The sequence below is a fragment of the Bradyrhizobium sp. P3_C3 genome (assembly GCF_056402655.1).
The window spans coordinates 42823-62307 of sequence record NZ_JBFUGY010000024.1 but is presented as its reverse complement, the minus strand read 5'-3'; the positions used below and the strand labels follow the sequence as shown (position 1 = coordinate 62307).

Annotated in this window: 16 protein-coding genes; 4 read left to right on the top strand and 12 right to left on the bottom strand. The window is 65.5% G+C overall.

What is annotated here, in order from left to right; translation table 11 throughout:
* Nucleotides 1–31: 31 nt before the first annotated feature.
* From AC1DW2_RS25380 to AC1DW2_RS25370, 3 genes are read left to right on the top strand one after another with little or no spacing between them, the layout of a single operon-like run.
* Nucleotides 32–1042 carry an ABC transporter permease gene (locus tag AC1DW2_RS25380; RefSeq protein ID WP_477007399.1) on the top strand — a complete coding sequence of 337 codons (1011 nt, stop codon included), beginning with the start codon at nt 32–34 and terminating at the stop codon, nt 1040–1042.
* Entirely contained in the window at nt 1039–1887 is an 849-nt protein-coding gene (locus AC1DW2_RS25375) for an ABC transporter permease (protein WP_477007398.1), read from the top strand. Before AC1DW2_RS25380 ends, AC1DW2_RS25375 begins: the two co-directional genes overlap by 4 nt.
* A complete protein-coding gene (locus AC1DW2_RS25370) occupies nt 1866–3563 on the top strand; it encodes a dipeptide ABC transporter ATP-binding protein (protein ID WP_477007397.1) in 1698 nt (565 codons plus the stop codon). Before AC1DW2_RS25375 ends, AC1DW2_RS25370 begins: the two co-directional genes overlap by 22 nt.
* Before the next feature lie 43 nt (nt 3564–3606).
* On the opposite strand, the gene AC1DW2_RS25365 is transcribed toward AC1DW2_RS25370, so the two are convergent.
* Both AC1DW2_RS25365 and AC1DW2_RS25360 read right to left on the bottom strand, forming a co-directional pair.
* Nucleotides 3607–4620 (bottom strand): DUF2891 domain-containing protein, encoded by a 1014-nt coding sequence (locus AC1DW2_RS25365; protein ID WP_477007396.1) that lies wholly within the window; start codon nt 4618–4620, stop codon nt 3607–3609.
* Nucleotides 4617–5540 carry a hypothetical protein gene (locus tag AC1DW2_RS25360; RefSeq protein WP_477007395.1) on the bottom strand — a complete coding sequence of 308 codons (924 nt, stop codon included), beginning with the start codon at nt 5538–5540 and terminating at the stop codon, nt 4617–4619. Before AC1DW2_RS25360 ends, AC1DW2_RS25365 begins: the two co-directional genes overlap by 4 nt.
* Nucleotides 5541–5629: 89 nt before the next feature.
* Here AC1DW2_RS25360 and AC1DW2_RS25355 point away from each other — a divergent pair, with 89 nt between their 5' ends.
* Nucleotides 5630–6544, top strand: a complete 915-nt coding sequence (locus AC1DW2_RS25355; RefSeq protein WP_477007394.1) for a LysR family transcriptional regulator — start codon at nt 5630–5632, stop codon at nt 6542–6544.
* 25 nt (nt 6545–6569) lie between these two features.
* Here the strand turns inward: AC1DW2_RS25355 and AC1DW2_RS25350 are convergent, their stop codons facing one another.
* From AC1DW2_RS25350 to AC1DW2_RS25305, 10 genes are all read right to left on the bottom strand, one after another.
* Nucleotides 6570–6971 carry a VOC family protein gene (locus AC1DW2_RS25350; RefSeq protein WP_477007393.1) on the bottom strand — a complete coding sequence of 134 codons (402 nt, stop codon included), beginning with the start codon at nt 6969–6971 and terminating at the stop codon, nt 6570–6572.
* A gap of 134 nt (nt 6972–7105) precedes the next feature.
* On the bottom strand, nt 7106–7888 hold the full coding sequence (locus tag AC1DW2_RS25345) for a class II aldolase/adducin family protein (RefSeq protein WP_183243337.1): 783 nt from the start codon (nt 7886–7888) through the stop codon (nt 7106–7108).
* Between the two features lie 16 nt (nt 7889–7904).
* On the bottom strand, nt 7905–8897 hold the full coding sequence (locus tag AC1DW2_RS25340; protein WP_477007392.1) for an NAD(P)-dependent oxidoreductase: 993 nt from the start codon (nt 8895–8897) through the stop codon (nt 7905–7907).
* Between the two features lie 592 nt (nt 8898–9489).
* Complete coding sequence (locus AC1DW2_RS25335) at nt 9490–11187, bottom strand: GMC family oxidoreductase (protein ID WP_477007391.1); 1698 nt, start codon at nt 11185–11187, stop codon at nt 9490–9492.
* 63 nt (nt 11188–11250) lie between these two features.
* Nucleotides 11251–12582: an MFS transporter gene (locus AC1DW2_RS25330; RefSeq protein ID WP_477007390.1), complete on the bottom strand. Its 1332-nt coding sequence runs from the start codon at nt 12580–12582 to the stop codon at nt 11251–11253.
* A gap of 72 nt (nt 12583–12654) precedes the next feature.
* Nucleotides 12655–13461 (bottom strand): enoyl-CoA hydratase/isomerase family protein, encoded by an 807-nt coding sequence (locus tag AC1DW2_RS25325; protein ID WP_477007389.1) that lies wholly within the window; start codon nt 13459–13461, stop codon nt 12655–12657.
* Between the two features lie 29 nt (nt 13462–13490).
* Complete coding sequence (locus AC1DW2_RS25320; protein ID WP_477007388.1) at nt 13491–15035, bottom strand: AMP-binding protein; 1545 nt, start codon at nt 15033–15035, stop codon at nt 13491–13493.
* On the bottom strand, nt 15028–15546 hold the full coding sequence (locus tag AC1DW2_RS25315; protein ID WP_166093438.1) for a (2Fe-2S)-binding protein: 519 nt from the start codon (nt 15544–15546) through the stop codon (nt 15028–15030). The genes AC1DW2_RS25320 and AC1DW2_RS25315 overlap by 8 nt, the downstream gene beginning before the upstream one ends.
* Nucleotides 15543–16358 carry an FAD binding domain-containing protein gene (locus tag AC1DW2_RS25310; RefSeq protein ID WP_477007387.1) on the bottom strand — a complete coding sequence of 272 codons (816 nt, stop codon included), beginning with the start codon at nt 16356–16358 and terminating at the stop codon, nt 15543–15545. Before AC1DW2_RS25310 ends, AC1DW2_RS25315 begins: the two co-directional genes overlap by 4 nt.
* On the bottom strand, nt 16355–19357 hold the full coding sequence (locus AC1DW2_RS25305; protein WP_477007386.1) for a xanthine dehydrogenase family protein molybdopterin-binding subunit: 3003 nt from the start codon (nt 19355–19357) through the stop codon (nt 16355–16357). The genes AC1DW2_RS25310 and AC1DW2_RS25305 overlap by 4 nt, the downstream gene beginning before the upstream one ends.
* Nucleotides 19358–19485: the final 128 nt, after the last annotated feature.

Here is a 19485-nt window from a genome sequence, read left to right as displayed (position 1 = left end):
TGCAAACAAGCAGCGTGAGGAGGCGACCGGCATGAGAAGCGCCTACCTGTCCTATGCCGCGAAGCGCTTCGCCCAAGCCGTCGTCGTCATCCTGCTGGCTTACGTCTTCACCTTCGTCGTCGTCAGTATTTTGCCTGGTGACCCCATCACCAACGTGCTGCGCGACCCGCAGAATGGATTCAGCGAGGATCAGATCAAGGAGATCATCGCCGCCCAAGGCCTGGACCGGCCAATTCCGATCCAGCTCTGGGCGTCCTTGTCCAACTTCGTGACCGGCGACCTCGGCCTGTCGATGCGATCCAACCGGCCTGTGACAACCCTGATCGCCGAGGTTCTCCCTTCGACACTGATCCTCGCATCCGCAGCTTTCGCCATCGCGCTGCTGCTGGCGGCTACGATCGCCTACGGCACCCAGTTCCTTCCGAAACGGTTTGGCCAGGGCTTGCTGCGTGGCTTCCCATCGTTGTTCCTGTCGGTGCCGAACTTCGTGATCGGCCTGGTGCTGATCCACATCTTCGGCTTCCAGCTCGGGTTCTTTCGCGTAATCGCGCCGGACAGCTTCTGGACGACCTTCTTCGCCGCGGTCGCGCTCGGCATCCCCATCTCCGCACGGATCACCGAGGTGCTGATCGCGAACCTCGACAACGAGTCCGAGCAGGAATACGCCGCCGYTGCGCGCAGCCGTGGGCTCGGGCAGATGCGCCTCTTTGCCAAGCACCTGCTCAAGCCGTCTTCGCTCCCGGTCATCACCGTCATCGCACTCGCCATCGGCGAACTGCTCGGCGGTTCGCTGATCACCGAGACGGTGTTCGGACGCACCGGCATCGGCAGCCTGGTGCAGCGTTCGGTGAGCACGCAGGACCTGCCTGTCCTGCAAGCGGTCGTCTCGCTTGCGGCAGTGGTGTTCGTGCTCGTCAATTTGATCGCCGACCTCGTCTACCCGCTGCTAGACCCGCGCGTGAAGCTGATCGGCGGTCGCAAGGTCCGCCCGACCACCGCCGACGAGAGCTCCACCAAACTTTCCCAGGCGGTGACGCCATGACACTCGTCTCCGTTTCCTCCTCGCCACGCATCACGGCGATCAGCCGGCTGGCAGCCCTTCGGGTGCCGCCAACCGTCGCGCTCGCATTCGCGGTCATCGCGATCGTAATCGCCTGGTCGCTCGCGCCGAGCTTGTTCACCAGTCATGATCCCGCCAGCGGCGTCCCCGCTGACAAGCTGCTCAGCCCCAGCGCAGCGCATTGGTTCGGCACCGATCACCTCGGTCGCGACCTCTATACCCGGGTCGTCTATGGCACGGCCTCCTCGGTGACGAGCGCGCTCATCGCGGTCGTCATCGCCGCGGTTGCCGGCGGGCTCATCGGCCTCCTGGCCGGCTTCCTCGGCGGCTGGATGGACATCGTGCTCGCCCGCCTGGTGGATGTGCTGCTGGCGATCCCGAACTTCCTGCTGGCGGTCATCGTCGTCACCGCGATCGGTTTCGACACCACGAACGCTGCGGTTGCGACCGGCGTCTCGGCGGTCGCCGTGTTCGCGCGGGTGATGCGCTCGGAAGTGATCAAGACCCGGCAGGCCGTTTTCGTCGAGGCGTCGTTCCTGATGGGCGGCTCGCGCTGGCACATTCTGTTGCGGCACGTGCTGCCGAATGCATCGCGCTCGGTGCTCCCGCTCGCGGTGCTGCAGTTCGGCCTGTCGATCCTGGTGATCGCCAGCCTTGCTTTCCTTGGCTACGGCAATCCGCCTCCCGCCTCCGACTGGGGCCTGCTGATCTCGATCGGCAAGGACTACCTCAAATGGCCGTGGCTGGTGTACGCCCCCGCCTTCGTCACGATCGCGACCGTCCTCTCCGCAAACAGGATCAGCCGATGGCTCCGCAAGACAGACTGACCGCCACGTTTACCCGCGCCGAGCGCGTCGCGCCGACGCCGCTGCGGTCGATTCCGCAGCTCCGGGTCGACGGCCTGTCGGTCTCCTATGGGCCGCACGAGGTCGTAACCAACGTGAGCTTTGAACTCGGCCGCGGCGAGAGCCTCGCCCTCATCGGAGAGTCCAGTTCCGGCAAGTCGACGATCGCCCGCGCGGTGCTGCGGCTGCTCCCCAGCGGCGGGCACGCCACCGGCCGCGTCGCGTTCGACGGCCAGGAGGTGCTGGGGATTTCCGAGCGCGGCTTCCGGCCGCTGCGGGGACGAGCCATCGGGTTCGTCCCGCAGGATCCCGCCAACTCACTCAACCCGGTGCGGACGATCGGTGCCCAGGCGCAGGAGTCGGCTGCGCTGCTCGACGAGCCCGACAAGGCGATCCGCAAGCAGCTCATCCTGGAGACGTTCGCCCAGGTTGGGCTCGACACCCCCCTGCGTGTCTACGACTCCTACCCGCACCAGCTGTCCGGCGGCATGCTCCAGCGCGTGCTGATCGGCCTTGCGATCCTGCCACGGCCGGCACTGCTGGTCGCGGACGAGCCGACCTCCGCGCTCGACGTCACGATCCAGAAGCGGATCCTCGACCTGCTCACGCGGCTGCAGCACGATCTCAAGATCAGTCTGCTGCTCATCACGCACGACCTTGCAATCGCCGCCGAGCGAGCGGACTCGCTCGTGGTGCTCAAGGACGGCGTCATCCAGGAGGCTGGCCGGACCGCTTCCGTCTTCTCCTCGCCGGCGTCGGCCTACGCAAAGAGGCTGCGCGCGGATGTCCCGGCCCTCAACCCCGACCGTTACGCCGCACTGCGCGACACGGGCTTCCGTTCCCTCAAGACCGGCCAGGCACCGAAGATCGAGGTCAGCGCCGTCACGAAGACCTTCACAGTCGACGGCAAGGCGCTGACGGCCGTCGACGATTTGTCGTTCAGCGTCCCTGCTGGCACCACGCACGCGCTGGTCGGCGAATCGGGCTCGGGCAAGACCACGACGGTCCGGCTGCTGCTTGGACTGGAGGGACCCGACACCGGGAGCATCTCGGTCGCAGGCGAACAAATCACCGGCCGCTCGCCCGAGGCACTGCGGACGGTGTGGCGCCACCTTCAGCTGGTCTACCAGAACCCGTTCACCTCGCTCGATCCGACCTGGACGATCGAGCGGCTCGTGCGCGAGCCGCTCGATCGATTCAAGATCGGAACGCGAAAGGAACGGGATGAGCGTGTCCGCGAAGCGTTGGCCGATGTCGGACTTGGCGAGCACCTGCTCTCCCGCAAGCCCGGAGCCCTGTCAGGTGGCCAGCGCCAGCGCGTGGCCATCGCCCGGTCGCTGGTCCTCAAGCCCGACGTAATCGTCCTCGATGAACCCACCTCCGCGCTCGACGTCAGCGTCCAGGCCGGCATCGTCGAAGTCCTGCTCTCGCTACAGGCCACTCTGGGCCTGACCTACGTGTTCGTGTCTCATGACCTGGCGCTGGTGCGTCAGCTCGCCCACACCGTCTCCGTGATGCATCGCGGACGCATCGTCGAACACGGGGCCGTCGCCGACATCTTCGACAACCCTCAGCAGCCCTATACGAGGTCGCTGCTGGCGTCGATCCCGTCGGGTGGCGACGATGTCGCACACATGCGCACGCGCGCCTTCGGTTGATCATGACCGCGGATTGAATAAGCCGCGAAAGGCCCCTGCCCGCTCAGTTCTCATCATCCAGTGCGAGCACGGCAAAGCTCGCGAGCCAGTGCTCTCCCATGTAGTGACCGGCGATATGGGGGAGGCCTGCGGCCAGATGCTCGCGCGCCGCTTCATGAGCAACGACGCGGCGGGGGTCGCCTGCCGGCAAGGCGTCGCCGAGAGAGCGCCAGCACCAAGCGCGGCTGAGATTGAGCCCGTCGAGATGAGCGATCTTGCCGTCGGTGCGATCGGTGACCGTCGCAGGCTTGAACAGCGTTGCCGGCCGTCGTTCGACCAGCCGCGGCAGAAACCGATCGAACCAGGGCAGGAACGCGTCCGGAGGCAACAGGCGCCGCATGCATTCGGCCTCGATAAGAGCCGAGGACTGGAAGTCGTCGCCGCTCGGCTCACCCCAGGCGGGGCAGTCGCTGTCCTCACCATACCAGCGCTGGCCAGTCTCGTGCAGCAACCTGGCGAGCGCTTCATCCTTTTTGATGGCGGCGTAGTCTGCCGCCATCCGCAGGCCAAACGCCGTATTGAAATGGGTGCCGACGCGTACGGGATAGAACGCCAACGGCAGGAAGTCGCGAAAGCGTTGCGCGATGACCTCGGCCAGCGGCGCGAGATTGCGGCTCCAGCGATCGTCAGGATGGAGCGCCAGTTCAGTCGCGAGCTTCAGGAGCCAGGCCCAGCCATACGGCCGCTTGAAGCCGCGGGCAGTCGGGCGGGCGAAGTAAGCACGTTCGGCGGCGACCTTCTCGGGCACGAATTGCGTATCGAAGAGAGCGCGGATGTCGGAGGCTGCCGCAAAGTCGGGAAACCTGCGCAGCAGTCGCGCCAGCATCCAGTAGCTGTGGACGCAGGAATGCCAGTCGTAGCTGCCGTAGAAGATCGGATGCAGTTGGCTCGGCGTGCGGGCATCCGCCGGTTCAGCCAGCGCATGGTCAACGTTATTGGGATATTCGCGCCCGACATGGCCGAGCGCGATGTTGGCAAAATGCGAGGCATGTTCGCGGGTAAGACGGGGCGTGGTCACGGCTTGGCCTTTCCAGTGTCCCGGCCGATCAATGTCTCGATCAGGCGCGGCAGGAGGTAGATCGGAAATTGCGTCGCGGCGAAGTATAGCGCCATGCGTGGCGAGGCGGCAGCACCCAGCGCCGACCAGACCAGGCCGACATTACGGTTGCCGAGGATGAGCCCGACGGTCAGCCGCTGGCCCAAATTGCCCGGCAGCAGCACGGCACCAGCTGCTTGAAGGGCGATATTGCAAGCGAAGGCGAGCCCGAGGCAGAGCATGGCGGCCTGCACATCTGCCGCGATCTGCGCGCGAATGTCAGCCATCGTCGCCACCGCAAAGACGAGAAGCGCCGCGACGATGATCCCGTCGACCATCCCGCCACGGGCCGCCAGCACCGGGGCTGCATGCCGGCGGACCAGGAAAGCCACCCCCTCGGCGCCGCCGATCAACAGCGCCAGGCGAAGCGCGAGCTCGAGCGCGCTGATCTCGAGTTCGCCGAACCAGCCTGCAAGAAGCGGCACGGTGACCGGAGCCAGCACCATGGACAACACCGTCACCACGAGCGGCACCGCCCCGTCGAGCCCGAGCATGCGTGCCACCGCTGCCGTTCCGCTCGATGGCGGCGCCGAGATGGCGAGCACCGCCGCAAGCGCGATCTCCGGACCAAGGTTCAAGGCGTGACCGGCCACACCGATCACGAGCGGACAGGCCACCATGACGACAGCCGGCAAGAGCACGGAATGCGATGGCCGTCGCAGCGTTGCGACGACGGCCTGACTGTCGATCCGCAACAGCGTTCCCAGCACGATCAGGAAGATCGTGGTTGCCATCAAGGGGCGAGCCAGGTCCGCAAGAGCCGGAAAGGCCAATCCAAGCAGGACGCCAAGCGCCAGCAATGTCGGTCCGCGCGGGATGAAGTGCAGGAGTGAGGATCGCATACGCCGCGCCCAATCATGTCGTCTTCGCCAGTAGACCACACCCCGCATCATTCTTGAAATCGATTGTTACTATATCTATCATCGCTCAAATGAATTTGGCTTCCGTCGACCTCAACCTCCTGGTTGCCTTCGAGGCGCTGATGGAGGAACGCCATGTGACCCGCGCCGGCCAACGCATCGGCCTGGCGCAGCCCTCCATGAGCAGCACGCTGACGCGGCTGCGTGCGCTGTTTGGCGATGAGCTCTTCGTGCGCTCGGCCTCCGGCATGCAGCCGACGGCCAAGGCGCTGGCGCTGGCGCGGCCGATCAGCGACGCTCTGGGGCAGATCAGGGGCGTGCTCGAACCCACATCAGCCTTCAATCCGGCAACAGCCCGCCATCGCCTGTCTATTGCGGCGACCGACTATGGCGACCTCGTCGTGGTGCCGCGACTGGTCGGGGCGTTGCGGCGGGAGGCGCCTGGTATCGATCTCGTGGTGCGCCCCATCATTGATCCGGCCGCGAGTGTCGCAAGCCTGGAACACGGCGATGTCGACGCGCTGATCGGTGGCCATCTTCCCGCTTCCACGCGCATCATCCGATCCACGCTTTTCACGGAGAGATTCGTCTGCATTCGCGACGCCAAACGCGCCACACTGAAAGCCCGTCTCACCAAGGACGATTACACGCGGCTCCCGCATGTGCTGTTCTCCTCCGCCGGCGGCGACGGGCTTCCCGGCGCAATCGACACGATGCTGAGCCGGCACGGACGCAAGCGCCGGACCGCGATCACGCTCGCCCATGTCGTCGCGGTGCCGTTTGCCGTCGCCGGCACCGATCTCGTGGCAACCATGGCCGAGCGCGTCGCGCGCCGCTTCGCGACAGCCGCCGGCGTGTCTGTCGTTCCGATTCCCTACGATGTGGAGCCATTCACCATCGACCTTCTCCACACGCGCCGCGCCATGGCCAATCCGCCGCTGCGCTGGTTCATCGAACTGGTCAATCGCGTCTGTGGGACGCTGTAGCGATCGGCGGGCCGGCAGCAGGCTGCTATTTCCGCTCAATCAGCTGCGCGATCTCCCAGACATGGCCTGAGGGGTCGGCAAAGGACGCAGTTCGTCGCCCCCACGGACGGTCGATCGGGCCATTGAGCAGATCGACGCCAATCTCCCGCAGGGCTGAGCAGACCTGATCGACGTCGACGACCCTGATCGTCAGGAGTGCGCGCGCCCCTGCGGAGGACAGCGCGACACGCAGCGGCTCGACAAGCGGCGGTGCCTGAGACGCGTCGAGAAGATTGACCAGGAGCCCACCAAATCGAAGCACGGATGAGACCGCATCTTCCCAGACCGTCTCGGACGCGAAAACCTTGGCGTAAAACGCTTTCGACGACGCAATGTCATCGACGAACAATGTGATGACTTCAACTTCGCTTGGCAGACCATTGACCATGTCGCCCTGCTCCTCACCGCTGCGGCGGCCACTTGCACAAGCGCGATGAGCCGCCCGCCGTTATATCTCACGATGTTGGAGCATGGCGCAATTCGGCTAGCCGGGTCATCGGCCCGGCTCGGAAGCCTCGATCCCTAATTGAATAGATCCGGTTCCGCCTCGGTGATCCAGTCCCACAACGGCTGGAAGCTGAAATAGCCGCCCTTGTGCGTTCCGACCTGCCGCGAGGTCAGGCTAGCGATCTCGTGCGGGATCGGCTTTGGCGTTCCGGCGGCTTCCGCAAGCAGCTGGGCGCGCGCAGCATTGTCCATGGCGATGTACCACCAGGCGGCAGCCTCGATGGTCGGTCCGACCGTGAGCAGGCCGTGGTTCTGCAAGATGGCCGCCTTCTTCGATCCCAGCGCCTGCGCGATCTTGCGGCCCTCTTCCGCCTCCAGCACGACGCCGGAGAACGGATCGAACAGCACGTGATCCTCGTAGAAGGCGCAGGAATCCTGCGTCAGCGGATCGAGCAGGCGGCCGAGCGCCGACCAGGCCTTGCCATAAGTCGAATGGGTGTGCGCGGCCGCGATCACCTCAGGATGCGCGGCGTGGATCGCGGAGTGAATCACGAAGCCGGCTTGGTTGATCGGCTTGTCACCGATCAGGATGTTGCCATCGTGATCGACGAGCTGAAGGTCGGAGACCTTGATCTGGCTGAAATGCTTCGACAGCGGATTGATCCAGAACCGCTCGGGAAACTCCGGATCGCGCACGGTGACATGGCCTGCGAGCCCCTGATCGAAGCCGTAGCGCGAGAACAGGCGGAATGTTGCGGCAAGCCGCTGTTTGCGGTGCAGCCGCTCTTCCTCGAACGTCGCGGCCGGCGCGCGCTCGACCAGAGAGTATTTCTTGGGCTTCTCGACGACCTTGTTCATTGTTGCCTTTCCTTTTTTAGTATTCGAGATTCTTGTCGAAGACGTCGGCCAGCGCCACGCCATGGGCGTAGGCGTCGAGGTTGACCAGCGTCTTGTCGGCCAGCCGCTTGGCATCCTCGCCACCCGTCCATGACACATGCGGGGTCAGGACGACCTTGGGATGGCGATAGATCGGATCGCCCTCCGGCGGCGGCTCGGGATCGGTGACGTCGAGTGTCGCGCCGGCAATCCGCCCCTCGTCGAGCGCCTGCAACAGCGCCCTCTGATCGACGATCCGCCCACGCGCGACATTGATTAGGTGCAGCGACGTCTTGGCCCGCGCCAGCACATCGGCGTTGATCAGACGCGCGGTCTTGGTCGTCGCCGGCAGAGCAAGGACGAGATGATCGGAAACCGCGACCAGTTCCTCGACGCTATCAACCGGCTGGATGCCCGGAAGGACATATGGCCAGGCCGAGCGCCTGAGAACCCTGATGTTGACACCGAACGGCTTGGCCCGCTCGGCGACTGCGCGGCCGATCGCGCCGAAGCCGGCAATCCCGATCGTCTTGCCGGTGAGCGAGCCCAGCGGGCTGATCTTCCACTGCTCGCGGCTGCGCGGCCGGATGTCATGGATGCGCTTCTCGAAGCCGAGAATCGCCGCAAGGACATATTCCGCGATCGGATCAGCCGAGATGCCGCGGCCGACCGTGACCACCGGACCGTCGAGCAGCCATGCCGGAAAGAAGTCGACGCCCGTCGATGCCGTCTGGATCCAGCGCAGGCCGAATGGCCAGCCGGCCGGCCTCTCCGCAGGCGCCTTGTGCCAGCCCACTAGCGGCCGCGTCAGCAGCACGTCGGCTTCGGGAGCAACATCCCAGGGCGCGCGATCGGCGGGATGATCGATGATCAGCGGGCGCGACCAGTGATCGACCAGCGCCGCACGAATGTCCGGGCCAAGCTGATTGACGATGATCGGCGATCGCACGCTGGTGGAGGCGCGCTGGTTTTCAACTCGGGGAGTGTTCATGTCACGCAGTCACGATGGCAACGATCCGGATATGCTAGGCGTTTGCGGCAAGATAGTCCTTTCAAAGATGACGGGTGTCTTGCAACAAGAGGACGACGCGCTTCGGCAAGACAAAAGGATTTGTCTCTGGAGCCCTGGCGCTTCTGCGGGGGCTCGCGCCCGACGCGGCAAAGGCTCGAACCCGAGCCCGCTGATTAAGAGCCAGTTGGTCTCATCCCAGGACGTCGTGTCATTGATCGAATAGGTCGCTGCGTGAGTGCAAAGAAGCTGCGCTTTCCGCGACCAATCCGCCTGCTTCAAATCGACTGCTCACGTCGGCCTGCGCAAGATTTTTCTTGATCTCCCGGTGCACACGTCATGCACACGCCGCCCTTTAACTGATTGAAACAATCTAACCTTCGCTCCAATCCATCACGGGCCACTTTCGGCTAACAGCAGCGAAGAAGATCGAGCCTGGTCTAACGTGAACCGCTCGATGCCGCAGTCGGTCGTCGCGGCGCTTCCTGTTCAGGAGTCGAATCCAATGGAGTGACCTCGTGGAACTCGAATACCTAACGCAGGACGGCGTTTCCGCGCTGGCGCAGCACAGAGCTTAATTTCGCGACAGCAGGGCATCACTGATCTTCTCGGCCGCCATGATCACGGGGATGTTGGTATTGGCCGTCGGCAGCCGCGGCATGATCGAGGCATCCGCCACAAAAATGTTCTCACTGCCGATCACTCGGCCCCCGGGATCGACCACCGCCATCCGGTCGGCGGGATCGCCCACGCGGCATGTCCCCACTGGATGCCAGACTCCGAACACGCTTTGCCGTACGAAGGCTTCGAGGGCACGATCGTCGGCAAGCGTCGCTTGGAAGGCCGTGCCGTTGAGCAGCACGAGCCGGATCAGAAGCGCCCTGAGGCCCGCGGGTATGTCGAGCATTGGCCCGAGGATGGACGCAACGATGCGATTGCCGGTGCCGTACCGGCTCAGCCGCTTGATACGCGGAGAAAAGGAGGCCGGGAAGAAATCGCCCGCCTCCGGGTTGAGCGCGGGATGAACGACAAGCTTCGCGAGCAGACGGACGGCCGCGACCATCCGTTCGAGATCGCGTCGGTCGGACAGCAGGTTGAAATCGACAACAGGATAGGTTTTCGGGTCGCTGCTCGCCAGCGTGAGCGAGCCGCTCGAATACGGCCGGTTGCACCAGAGAAAGTAGAGACCAAGCCGCGTGCCCAGCGCATGCCACCCGCCGCGCGCCGAGGCCGTGATGTACATGTCGGAGGCGTCGCAGCCGGGATGTTCGGACGAGAAGCGCATCGCCGCGAAATTGGGACGCCGCCGGGCAAGCGGCAAGCGCAACCGCCGCGGCAAATATTGACAGAAGGTCAGTGCGGGATGATCGCGCAGATTGCTGCCGACGCCGGGCAGATCGATCGCCACGGGAATGCCGAGCGCTTGCAGCGCCGCACCCGGGCCGATGCCCGCCCGCATCAGGATCGCCGGCGATTGCAGCGCGCCTGCGGTCAGGATCACGCGGCCGGCGGCGACGGCGAGCTTCTGCCCGCCCCGCGCGACCACCACGCCCCTCGCGCGGCGGCCATCKAGCTGGAGTTGTTCGACCTCGCTGTCCGCCCAGATGGTCAGGTTCGGCCGCGCGCGCGTTGCTGCGTCGAGATAGCCGGCGGCGGTCGAGACGCGCCGGTCGTTACGGTTCGAAAACGCCGGCGGAAAGATGCCGTCCTCGAATTCGGCGTTCTGGTCTTTCCGGAACAGCAGGCCGGTTGCCGACAAAGCCTCTCCCACGGCCTTGCCAAACGGCGGCATCGCCTCGCGCGCGATGCGGCGGATCGGGATTGGGCCGTGCTTGCCATGCAGCGGGCCGTGGAAATCCAGGTCCGTTTCGAGCTTGAGGAAGTACGGCAGCACATCCGCCCATCCCCAGCCGCGCGCGCCGAGATCGCGCCATTCGTCATAATCACGCGGCAGGCCGCGATTGGCCGATTGCACGTTGATGCTGGAGCCACCGCCCATCACCCGGCCCTGCTCGTAGGCGCGGACGACCGGCTTGCCCTCGGCATTGCGGCCGGCGGCCGCTGACAGGCCCGGCCAGATGTATTTGTCGCCGAAGAACAGCGTCATCGGATAGCTGTCGAGGATTTCCGGCGGCGTCGCCTCGGGCGGCGTGTCCATCCCGGCTTCGATCAGAAGCACGCGGCGGCTTCCGTCTGCGGAAAGCCGATTGGCGAGCACGCAGCCCGCCGATCCGCCACCGACGATCACGTCGTCGAAATGCAGCCCATCCATTCCCGTCTCATCGCGCAATTCGATGGATCGGCGCGGCCACGAATGCGGCCGCGCCGATTCGGCTCAGCGGAAGTTACCCTTGGTCTCGGGGATCACGACCGCACCAATCAGGTAGATCACGAACACGCCGACTGCGAAGTAGGCCAGCGACATCGGGATCTCCGCAGGGCTGCCGCTCACCAGCGAGACGAAGGTCGGCATCATGCCGCCCAGCGCAAAGCCGATGTTCCACGACAGACCCGTGCCGCTAGCGCGCAACGCGGTCGGAAAACGCTCGTTGAGGAAGATCAGCACCGGCGCATAGCCGGCATTGCCGATGAAGGCGATCGCGAGCGCATAGAGCGTGATTTGCGTCGTGTCCTTGGTCGCCCCGAGATTGAGATAGCACAGCGGCAGCAGCACCGCGGCCAGGACACCGATGATGAGGAACGTCTTCTTGCGGCCGATACGATCGCTCAGCGCGCCGACCAGCACGGCCGAGAAGAACGCCGACACGCTCGCGCCCATCAGGATCAACGACGAGGTCTGGTTCGGGACCGCATTGATGACTTTCAGGAAGCTCGGCAGGTAGCCCGAGGTCAGGTAATAGCCGGCGCCGCCACCGAAGGTGATGAGAAGGTTGACCAGCAGCACGCCGCGATACTCGCCGGAGAACACGTCCCTGACCGGCGCCTTCGAGACCTTCGCCTGCTTGTTACCCTGCTGGCGCTTGAGCTCCTTGAAGTAAGGCGACTCCTCGAGGTTGCGGAAGATGAACCAGCCGAGCAGCGAGCTCAGCAGCCCCGAGAAGAACATGAAGCGCCAGCCCCATACCGCGAAGGCATCGCCGGGGAAGATCGACGACGTGATCAGGAAGATGAAGGACGCGAGCAGCGCACCGATGCCGGCGCCACCGCCGCCGACCAGACCCGACATCGCGCCGCGCCATTGCGCCGGCACCGACTCGGTGCCGATGGTGTGGGTGGAGGCCACGACGCCGCCGACGAAGATGCCCTGCACCAGACGCAGGATCAGGAAGAGGATCGGCGCGATCACGCCGACCTGGGCGATGGTCGGCAGCAGGCCGAACGCCGCCGTGCTGATGCCGACGCCGATGATGGCGATCAGCATGGCCTGCTTGCGGCCGTGCACGTCGGCATAATGCCCGAACACCGCCGAGCCCAGCGGCCGCATCAGGAGCGTCACGGCGAAAGAGCCGTAGACCGCAGCCAGCGACAGCGCTGGGTTGCTCGACGGAAAGAACAGCGCGCCGACGACCGGCGCCACGTAGAGCAAAATGAACAAATCGAACAGATCCAGCGCCCATCCGAGCACCGATGCGATGATCGCATTGACCATCTGCTTGTTATCGGCCGACGCCTGTGCGCCCGCGACCGGCATATCCATCTCAGCCATGTTGTTTTACCTCCCCCGTTTTGATAGAGCCGCGGTTCGCGTCATTGCGAACCGCGGCAGTTTTGTCGCGCATCAGCGCCCGGTGAACTTCGGCGGACGCTTGGCGTTAAAGGCTTCGACGCCTTCCTTGAAGTCTTCCGACTGGCGCAGGCGGCTGTAGCAATGGCCTTCGAGCTCGATCGCGATCGTGAGCGTCGAATCCTCGGTGTCGTTGAGGAGCTTCTTGGCGGTACGTTGCGCCAGCGGCGAGAAGGTGCGGAGCTCGTCGACCAGCTTGTCGGTCGCCTTCTCCAGCTCTGCATCCGGCACACACTCCGTGGCGATGCCCCAGTCGAACGCCTGCTTGGCCGAGATACGCTTGGAGCGCATCACGATGTCCTTGGTGCGGGTGATGCCGACCATCTTCTGCAAGCGAGCCGAGCCGCCCGAGCCCGGGATCTGGCCGAGCTTCTGCTCCGGCAACGCGTATTGCGTGGTCTCCGAGGCGATGCGGAAGTCGCAGGCGAGTGACAATTCGAAGCCGACGCCGAAGCAATAGCCGCGATTGGCAACGATCACGGGCTTGGCGCAACGTGCAGGCGCGGCGATGTTCCAGGCGAGCTTGGAGACGCGCTCGGGGCTCGCTTCCATGAAGCCGCCGATATTGCCGCCGCTGGAGAAATGCTCGCCCTCGCCGCGCACCACGATAACGCGCACCCGCGGATCCTCGTCCAGCGTTTCGAAGGTCAGGCGCAGCTGGTCACGCTGCGGCATCGCCACGACATTGTAGGGCGGCCTCCCTAAGATGATGTCGGCGCGCTCATGCGCCTCGTCGATTTCGACCTTGAACCCGTCGAGCTTTGCGAGGCGGGGATCGGTAAACGTATAGGCTGACGGCATCTTGGTTTCCTTCTGTTGATGGTTATTGATCAGGCGGCGTCTGATGGCGGCAGGCGCTCAGCCTCGTATTCACCGGCGACGAGCAGTCGCCGCAGCAGTTTGCCGACCGGCGATTTGGGAATGGCGTCGACGAAAACGTAGCGCCGAGGCCGCTTGAAATTGGCAAGACCCGTGGTCCGGCAGAACTGCTCCAGCTCGACGTCCGACACAGGGCGATTGCGCTTGACGAAGGCGGCGACGACCTTGCCCCATTTCTCGTCGGCGACGCCGACCACTGCAACCTCGTCGACCGCCGGATGCAGCGACAGGCAGCTCTCGATCTCGACCGGCGAGACGTTCTCGCCGCCGGTGATGATCATGTCGTCGACGCGCCCGGTGACGAACAGGTCGCCGTCGGGATCGACGAAGCCGGTATCGCCCGTAAAGTACCAGCCCTCGCGCAGCGACTTGGCGTCGGCTTCAGGACGGCGCCAGTAGCCCTCGAAGGCCTCGTCGCCGGCGAGCGTCGCGATAATCTCGCCCTCCTCGCCGACCGCAGCAAGCTCCGCGACCGACTTCGCGCCGATGCGCACGACCTTGACGTGCTGGTTCAGCCCGGCCTTGCCGGCCGAGCCGGGCTTTGCCGCGGCATCCTGGTCGATCGTAAAGGTGTAGATCTCGGAGCTGCCGTAGTGATTGACGAACAACTCTGGCTTGAACGCCTCGTTCAGCTTCTTGAGAAGGCCGTCGGTCATCGAGGCGCCGGCAAAACCGAGCTTGCGGACGCTGGAGACGTCGGTCTTAGAGAAGGCCTCGTGATGAACGAGGTCGTGATAGAGCGTCGGCACCAGATAGAGGTTGGTGATTTCCTCCTTCTCGATCAGGGCCAGGGCCTGGCGGCTGTCATAGCGCGGCAGGCAGATGAAAGTGCCGCCGATCAGCGACATCGCCAGCAGCGAGCGGACGCCCATGGTGTGGTAGAGCGGCATCACGCCGAGCGTGCGCTCGCCGCGGCCGTAGAGATTTTGCGCGACATGGGCGATCGCCGCGGCGCGTTCGGCGCGATGCCGCCGCGGCACGCCCTTCGGCCGCGAGGTCGTGCCTGATGTGTAGAGCATGATCGACCAGGCATCGGTGCCGACACGCGGCTCGGCGTCCGGCGCGCTGTCCTTGATCAGATCGGCAAAGCTGGTGGCCTCCCCCGTCCCGGGATCGACGGAAACACGCAGCGGCTTGCCTGCCAACCCCGAGCCCTGCACCGCCTCGGCAGAGATATCCTGATAGACAATCGCGCAGGCTTCGGCATTCTCGATGCAGTAATCGAGCTCGTCGGCCTTGGCGCGCCAGTTGATCGGCGTGATCACGAGGCCTGCGAACTGGCAGGCCCAGTGCAGCGTCGCCGCTTCCCAGCGGTTTTGCAGCAGCGTGACGACGTGATCGCCGGGCTTGAGGCCAAGGCGGTCGAACGATGCCACGAGCGCAGAGATCTTGCCGTACCATTGGCGGTAGGTCAGGCGCAGATCACCGTCGACCAACGCAATCGCATGGGGATCGCGCGCGGCGCTGGCGATGAAGCTGCTGGCGAGATCAAGCATCGGACGTCTCTTTTTTGGATGAAGCGAGTTCGGCGGCGGCTTCGAGCGCCGCCTGGATGATCGGTGTGTAGCCGGTGCAGCGGCAGATATGTCCGCTAAGGAGGTCGCGGATCTCGGCCTCGGTCGGCGCCGGGTTCCTGGCGAGATAGTGGTCGAGCGACATCAAAATGCCGGCGGTGCAGAAGCCGCACTGGAGCGCGTGGTTGCGGCGGAACGCCTGCTGCAGCACGCCGAGCCGGTCTGCCGACGGTGCGAGGCCTTCGACGGTCCTGAGCTCGCAACCATCGACCTGCGCAGCGAGCGTCAGGCACGACCGCGTCAGCATGCCGTCGACGACAACAGTGCAGGCGCCGCAGACGCCGTGCTCGCAGCCGACATGGGTGCCGGTCGCTCCCAGCTGGTGGCGCAGGAAATCGGAGAGCAGCATGCGCGGCTCCGCCTCGCCCTCGACCGGCTTGCCGTTGAGCGAGAAACGGACGGCATGGCGCTGATCTGCCTTGAGACGCGTCATTGCAGCACCTCGCCGATCAGATCGCGACCGATCATGCGCACAAGGTCGCGCCGGTAGCGCGCGGTGGCGTGGACGTCGTCGCGGGCGCCGAGCTCGTAGGCGAAGGCATTGAGGGCATCGTCGAGCGCGCTGCCCTCCAGCCGCGGCCAATCGCGCACAGTCGGAACGTCGGCGACGCCGCCAACGGCGATACGCACGCCCGTCGGTGTCTTCATCGCCGCGCAGGCGACAATGGCGAAATCGCCGTGGCGCCGCGCGACCTCGCGGAAGGCGAAGCGCGATCCCTTGACGGCGGGCAGCGAGATTCCTTCGATCAGTTCGTCATCGACGCGCGCGGTCAGCATCATGCCGGCGAAGAAGTCCTTGGCTGCGACGCGGCGACGACGCTTGGCACTGCGCAACAGCACCTCACCACCAAGCGCAACCAGCGTCAGCGGCATTTCGGCGCTGGGATCGGCGTGCGCGAGCGAGCCGCAGATTGTGCCGCGGCTGCGGGTCTGCATGTGCCCGACCCAGGGCAGCGCCAGTGCAACCAGCGGCAGCGCCTCGGCGAGGTCAGGCCACGCCAGGAGATCAGCCTGGCGCACGCCGGCGCCGATGGTGACGGCATCGCCCTTCCGCTCGATCTGGCGGAGCTCCTTCAGACGCATGATGTCGATCAGCAGCTTCGGCTTGGCGAGACGCATGTTGAGCATCGCCATCAGCGACTGGCCGCCGGCGAGCACGCGGGCATCGCCACCTTGCTGCGCGAGGCCTTCGAGGACCTCGCCGACGGTTGCGGCGCGGAGATAGTCGAATGCGGGCGGCTTCATCGGCGCCCCCCGAACAGGCTCGCCACCTTTGCCAGCAGCGCGAAGAGCGAGAAGCCGCCACCCTCCGCACCACCACCGCCAGCCTTGCGGGCCAGTGCGGTGAAAAACTGGCCGATGATGACGCGCGTCGCGCCGTCGAGCAGGCGACCGCCGATGCTCGCCACCTTGCCGCCGATCGCAGCGTCATAGCTGTAGGTCAGCTTCGTTCCGCCCTTGCCGTCGGGCGCGAGCGTGATACGTCCCTCGGCATTACCGAAGCCGAGCGCGCCGGTGGCGCCGCCGCGCAGGGTGACCGCGCGCGGCGGATCGAGATCGAACAGCTCGACATCGGCGCGATACCGCCCGCTGACCGGGCCAATGCCGAGCGTGACGTCGGCGCGGAAATGCGTGTCGGTGATCTTGTCGACGCGCTGGCAGCCAGGAATGACCGATTGCAGGGTGGCGGGATCGAGCAGCATCGCCCAGACCTGCTCGGGCGGCCCCTTTACCGAGGCCTGCCCCTCACCGCGCAGCCGCCGGTCGCCTTCGCGCACAGGCGCAGCCGTCGCGCCGCCAGCGGGAGGCGGCGGTTCGGCACCGCGCACCAGCTCTGCAAGCCGCGCCGGCACCAGCGGCAAGGTGATATCGGCAATGCCGAGCGCGTCCGCGACCGCATTGGCGAGGCAGACGGGTGTGGACATGCAATTGCCCTCACCGACGCCTTTTGCGCCGAGCGGCGTGAACGGCGACGGCGTCTCCATGTGGATGATCTGCGGCTCCGGCACCTCTGTCGTGGTCGGCAGCAGATAGTCGGCGAGCGTTCCCGTCAGAAAGCTGCCGTCCTCGGCGTAGGCATATTCCTCGTAGAGCGCGGCGCCGAGCGCTTGCGTAAAGCCACCGCGGATCTGGCCGTTGACCATGGCGGGATGCAGGATGGTGCCGCAGTCGTGCATGGTGACGTAGCGGTCGATTCGCGTCTCCAGCGTCGTCGGATCGATCTCGACGCCGCAGAAATCGAAGATGAAGCCGTGGCAGAGCGAGGAGTTGATGCGGTCCTCGTCGTCGGGCGGCGTCAGCTCCGGCGGCGTCCAGAACACGGTCTCGCGGATGGTCTGGCCGGCATCATCAGGCAGCGAGCCTGGCGACCAATGGCTGAGCGCTGCGACGCGCGAGAACGCGATCCGGTTCTCCGGATTGTGCCTGGAGGCAACGAAGCCTTTCGCAAACACGATGTCGGCGGCTTCGACGTTCAACTGGCTTGCGGCGATGCGGGCGAGCCTGCCGGCGACGCGCTCAGCGGCGAGCTTTGCCGTGCCCGCCACGGCTGCGGCGAAACGGCTGGCGTAGTTACCGGACGCGATCGACCAGGCGTCCTTGGCGGTGTCGATCTCGGTGTTGACGCGGATATCCTTAGGCTGAAGCCCGAAGGCGTCGGCAACGACCTGAGACAGCACCGTGCGATGGCCCTGCCCCTGCGGCACGGAGGCGACGTGAACGATGACGCTGCCGACCGGATCGAGGCCGACGGTTGCGGTTGCCTGCGCGCCGTTCTTGGGACCCGCCTTGCGGCGCTCGGCCGCCGTCAGCACGGTGGTGATGTAGCCCATGTTGGAGACGCTGGGCTCGACCACCGCGGTGAAGCCGATCCCGTAGAGCCGCCCCTGCGCCCGCGCCTCATCGCGCTTCGCCCTCAGCTCCGCGAGCCTGCCCTGCTCGACTGCGAGCGCAACTGCGTCCTGGTAGTTACCGGAATCGAGCAAGGCACCGGTCGCCGTGCGATAGGGAAACGCGCCGGCGTCAATCAGATTGCGCCTGATGACGTCGAGCGGATCGAGGCCGAGGCCGATCGCGATGCGCTGCACCAGCCGTTCCAGTGCGAAATAGACCTGCGGGCCACCAAAGCCGCGGTTGAGACCGGTTGGCGTCTTGTTGGTGACGACGACGCGGTTGCGAATCTTGACGTGGCGGATGTCGTAGGCGCCGGTCAGATTGCCGTGCATGCGGTAGAGCGTGGCAGGCTCAGGCGCGCGCAGATGCGCGCCGCAATCCTCGACCTGGTCCCAGTCCAGCGCGAGGATCTTTCCGTCTGCTGCGACCGCCGCCGACAACGTCGTCGCGCGGTTGGTCGCCGATACCGATGCGGTGAGATGCTCGAGCCGGTCCTCGATCCACTTCACCGGCCGTCCCGTGACGCGCGCTGCCGCCGCGATCAACACGATGTAGGGAAACACCCCCTGCTTGACGCCAAAGCTGCCGCCGGAATCAGGCGGCGTGCGCAGCCGCAGCCGATTGCCAGGCACTTTCAACGCGCGCGCAATCACGGTGTGGATGCTGAACGGGCCCTGGAAATTGGCGAGAACCTCATAGGCATCCTCGCCGGCATCGTGCGAGGCGACGACGCCATAGGTCTCGATCGGCGTGCAGGAATTGCGGGGATAGCGGATGTCGATCGAGAAGCGATGCGGCGCCTCCGCGAAGGCCTTTTCAGGATCGCCGTAGCGGAAATGGCGGTCACTGGCGAGATTGCCGGGAAAGCCTTCGTGCAGCACCGGCGCGCCTGATGCGAGAGTCCCGAGCGGATCGATGACGGCAGCCCGCGGGCGATACTCGACATTGATCAGCTCGCCCGCATCCTCGGCGCGCGCACGGTCAGTTGCGACGACCAAAGCGACCGGCTCGCCGACATAGCGCACGCGGTCCATCGCGATCGGCCAACACTCCACCGGCGCCTTCACGCCAACGACGAGGCTCGTCGTGACGGCCTTGACGTCGCTGCCGGTCAGAACCGCGGCGACGCCCGGCAGACGCTTCGCGGCTTCAACATCGATGGAGAGAATATCGGCATGCGCATGCGGCGAGCGCAGGATCGTCGCGTGTAGCGTGCCGGGCTGGACACCGAGATCGTCGATGAAGCGGCCGCGGCCAGACAGCAGCGCGGCGTCTTCGACGCGCTCGATCGAACGCCCGACCCACGGCTCATCGCCACTTCCCGGATTTGCGGATTTGACCGCCTGCAACATGTCCCGGCATACCTCCCGACGCGTTCTTTGACGCGACGATGACGTTTGTCAGGACTGGGGGTGCGGGAGCCATACCGCCCGCTCTCACGACTTACCAAATCGTCTCATTCGAGAGCGTGCAGCGCAAT

What these genes read in the sequence shown, in the direction of transcription:
- AC1DW2_RS25360 (WP_477007395.1), bottom strand. Translation starts at nt 5,540, where the DNA reads ATGCGATCCTCACTCCTGCACTTCATCCCGCGCGGACCGACATTGCTG.
- AC1DW2_RS25350 (WP_477007393.1), bottom strand. Translation starts at nt 6,971, where the DNA reads ATGGTCAATGGTCTGCCAAGCGAAGTTGAAGTCATCACATTGTTCGTC.
- AC1DW2_RS25340 (WP_477007392.1), bottom strand. Translation starts at nt 8,897, where the DNA reads ATGAACACTCCCCGAGTTGAAAACCAGCGCGCCTCCACCAGCGTGCGA.
- AC1DW2_RS25305 (WP_477007386.1), bottom strand. Translation starts at nt 19,357, where the DNA reads ATGTTGCAGGCGGTCAAATCCGCAAATCCGGGAAGTGGCGATGAGCCG.
- AC1DW2_RS25325 (WP_477007389.1), bottom strand. Translation starts at nt 13,461, where the DNA reads ATGCCGTCAGCCTATACGTTTACCGATCCCCGCCTCGCAAAGCTCGAC.
- AC1DW2_RS25355 (WP_477007394.1), top strand. Translation starts at nt 5,630, where the DNA reads ATGAATTTGGCTTCCGTCGACCTCAACCTCCTGGTTGCCTTCGAGGCG.
- AC1DW2_RS25330 (WP_477007390.1), bottom strand. Translation starts at nt 12,582, where the DNA reads ATGGCTGAGATGGATATGCCGGTCGCGGGCGCACAGGCGTCGGCCGAT.
- AC1DW2_RS25370 (WP_477007397.1), top strand. Translation starts at nt 1,866, where the DNA reads ATGGCTCCGCAAGACAGACTGACCGCCACGTTTACCCGCGCCGAGCGC.
- AC1DW2_RS25345 (WP_183243337.1), bottom strand. Translation starts at nt 7,888, where the DNA reads ATGAACAAGGTCGTCGAGAAGCCCAAGAAATACTCTCTGGTCGAGCGC.
- AC1DW2_RS25310 (WP_477007387.1), bottom strand. Translation starts at nt 16,358, where the DNA reads ATGAAGCCGCCCGCATTCGACTATCTCCGCGCCGCAACCGTCGGCGAG.
- AC1DW2_RS25375 (WP_477007398.1), top strand. Translation starts at nt 1,039, where the DNA reads ATGACACTCGTCTCCGTTTCCTCCTCGCCACGCATCACGGCGATCAGC.
- AC1DW2_RS25315 (WP_166093438.1), bottom strand. Translation starts at nt 15,546, where the DNA reads ATGACGCGTCTCAAGGCAGATCAGCGCCATGCCGTCCGTTTCTCGCTC.
- AC1DW2_RS25320 (WP_477007388.1), bottom strand. Translation starts at nt 15,035, where the DNA reads ATGCTTGATCTCGCCAGCAGCTTCATCGCCAGCGCCGCGCGCGATCCC.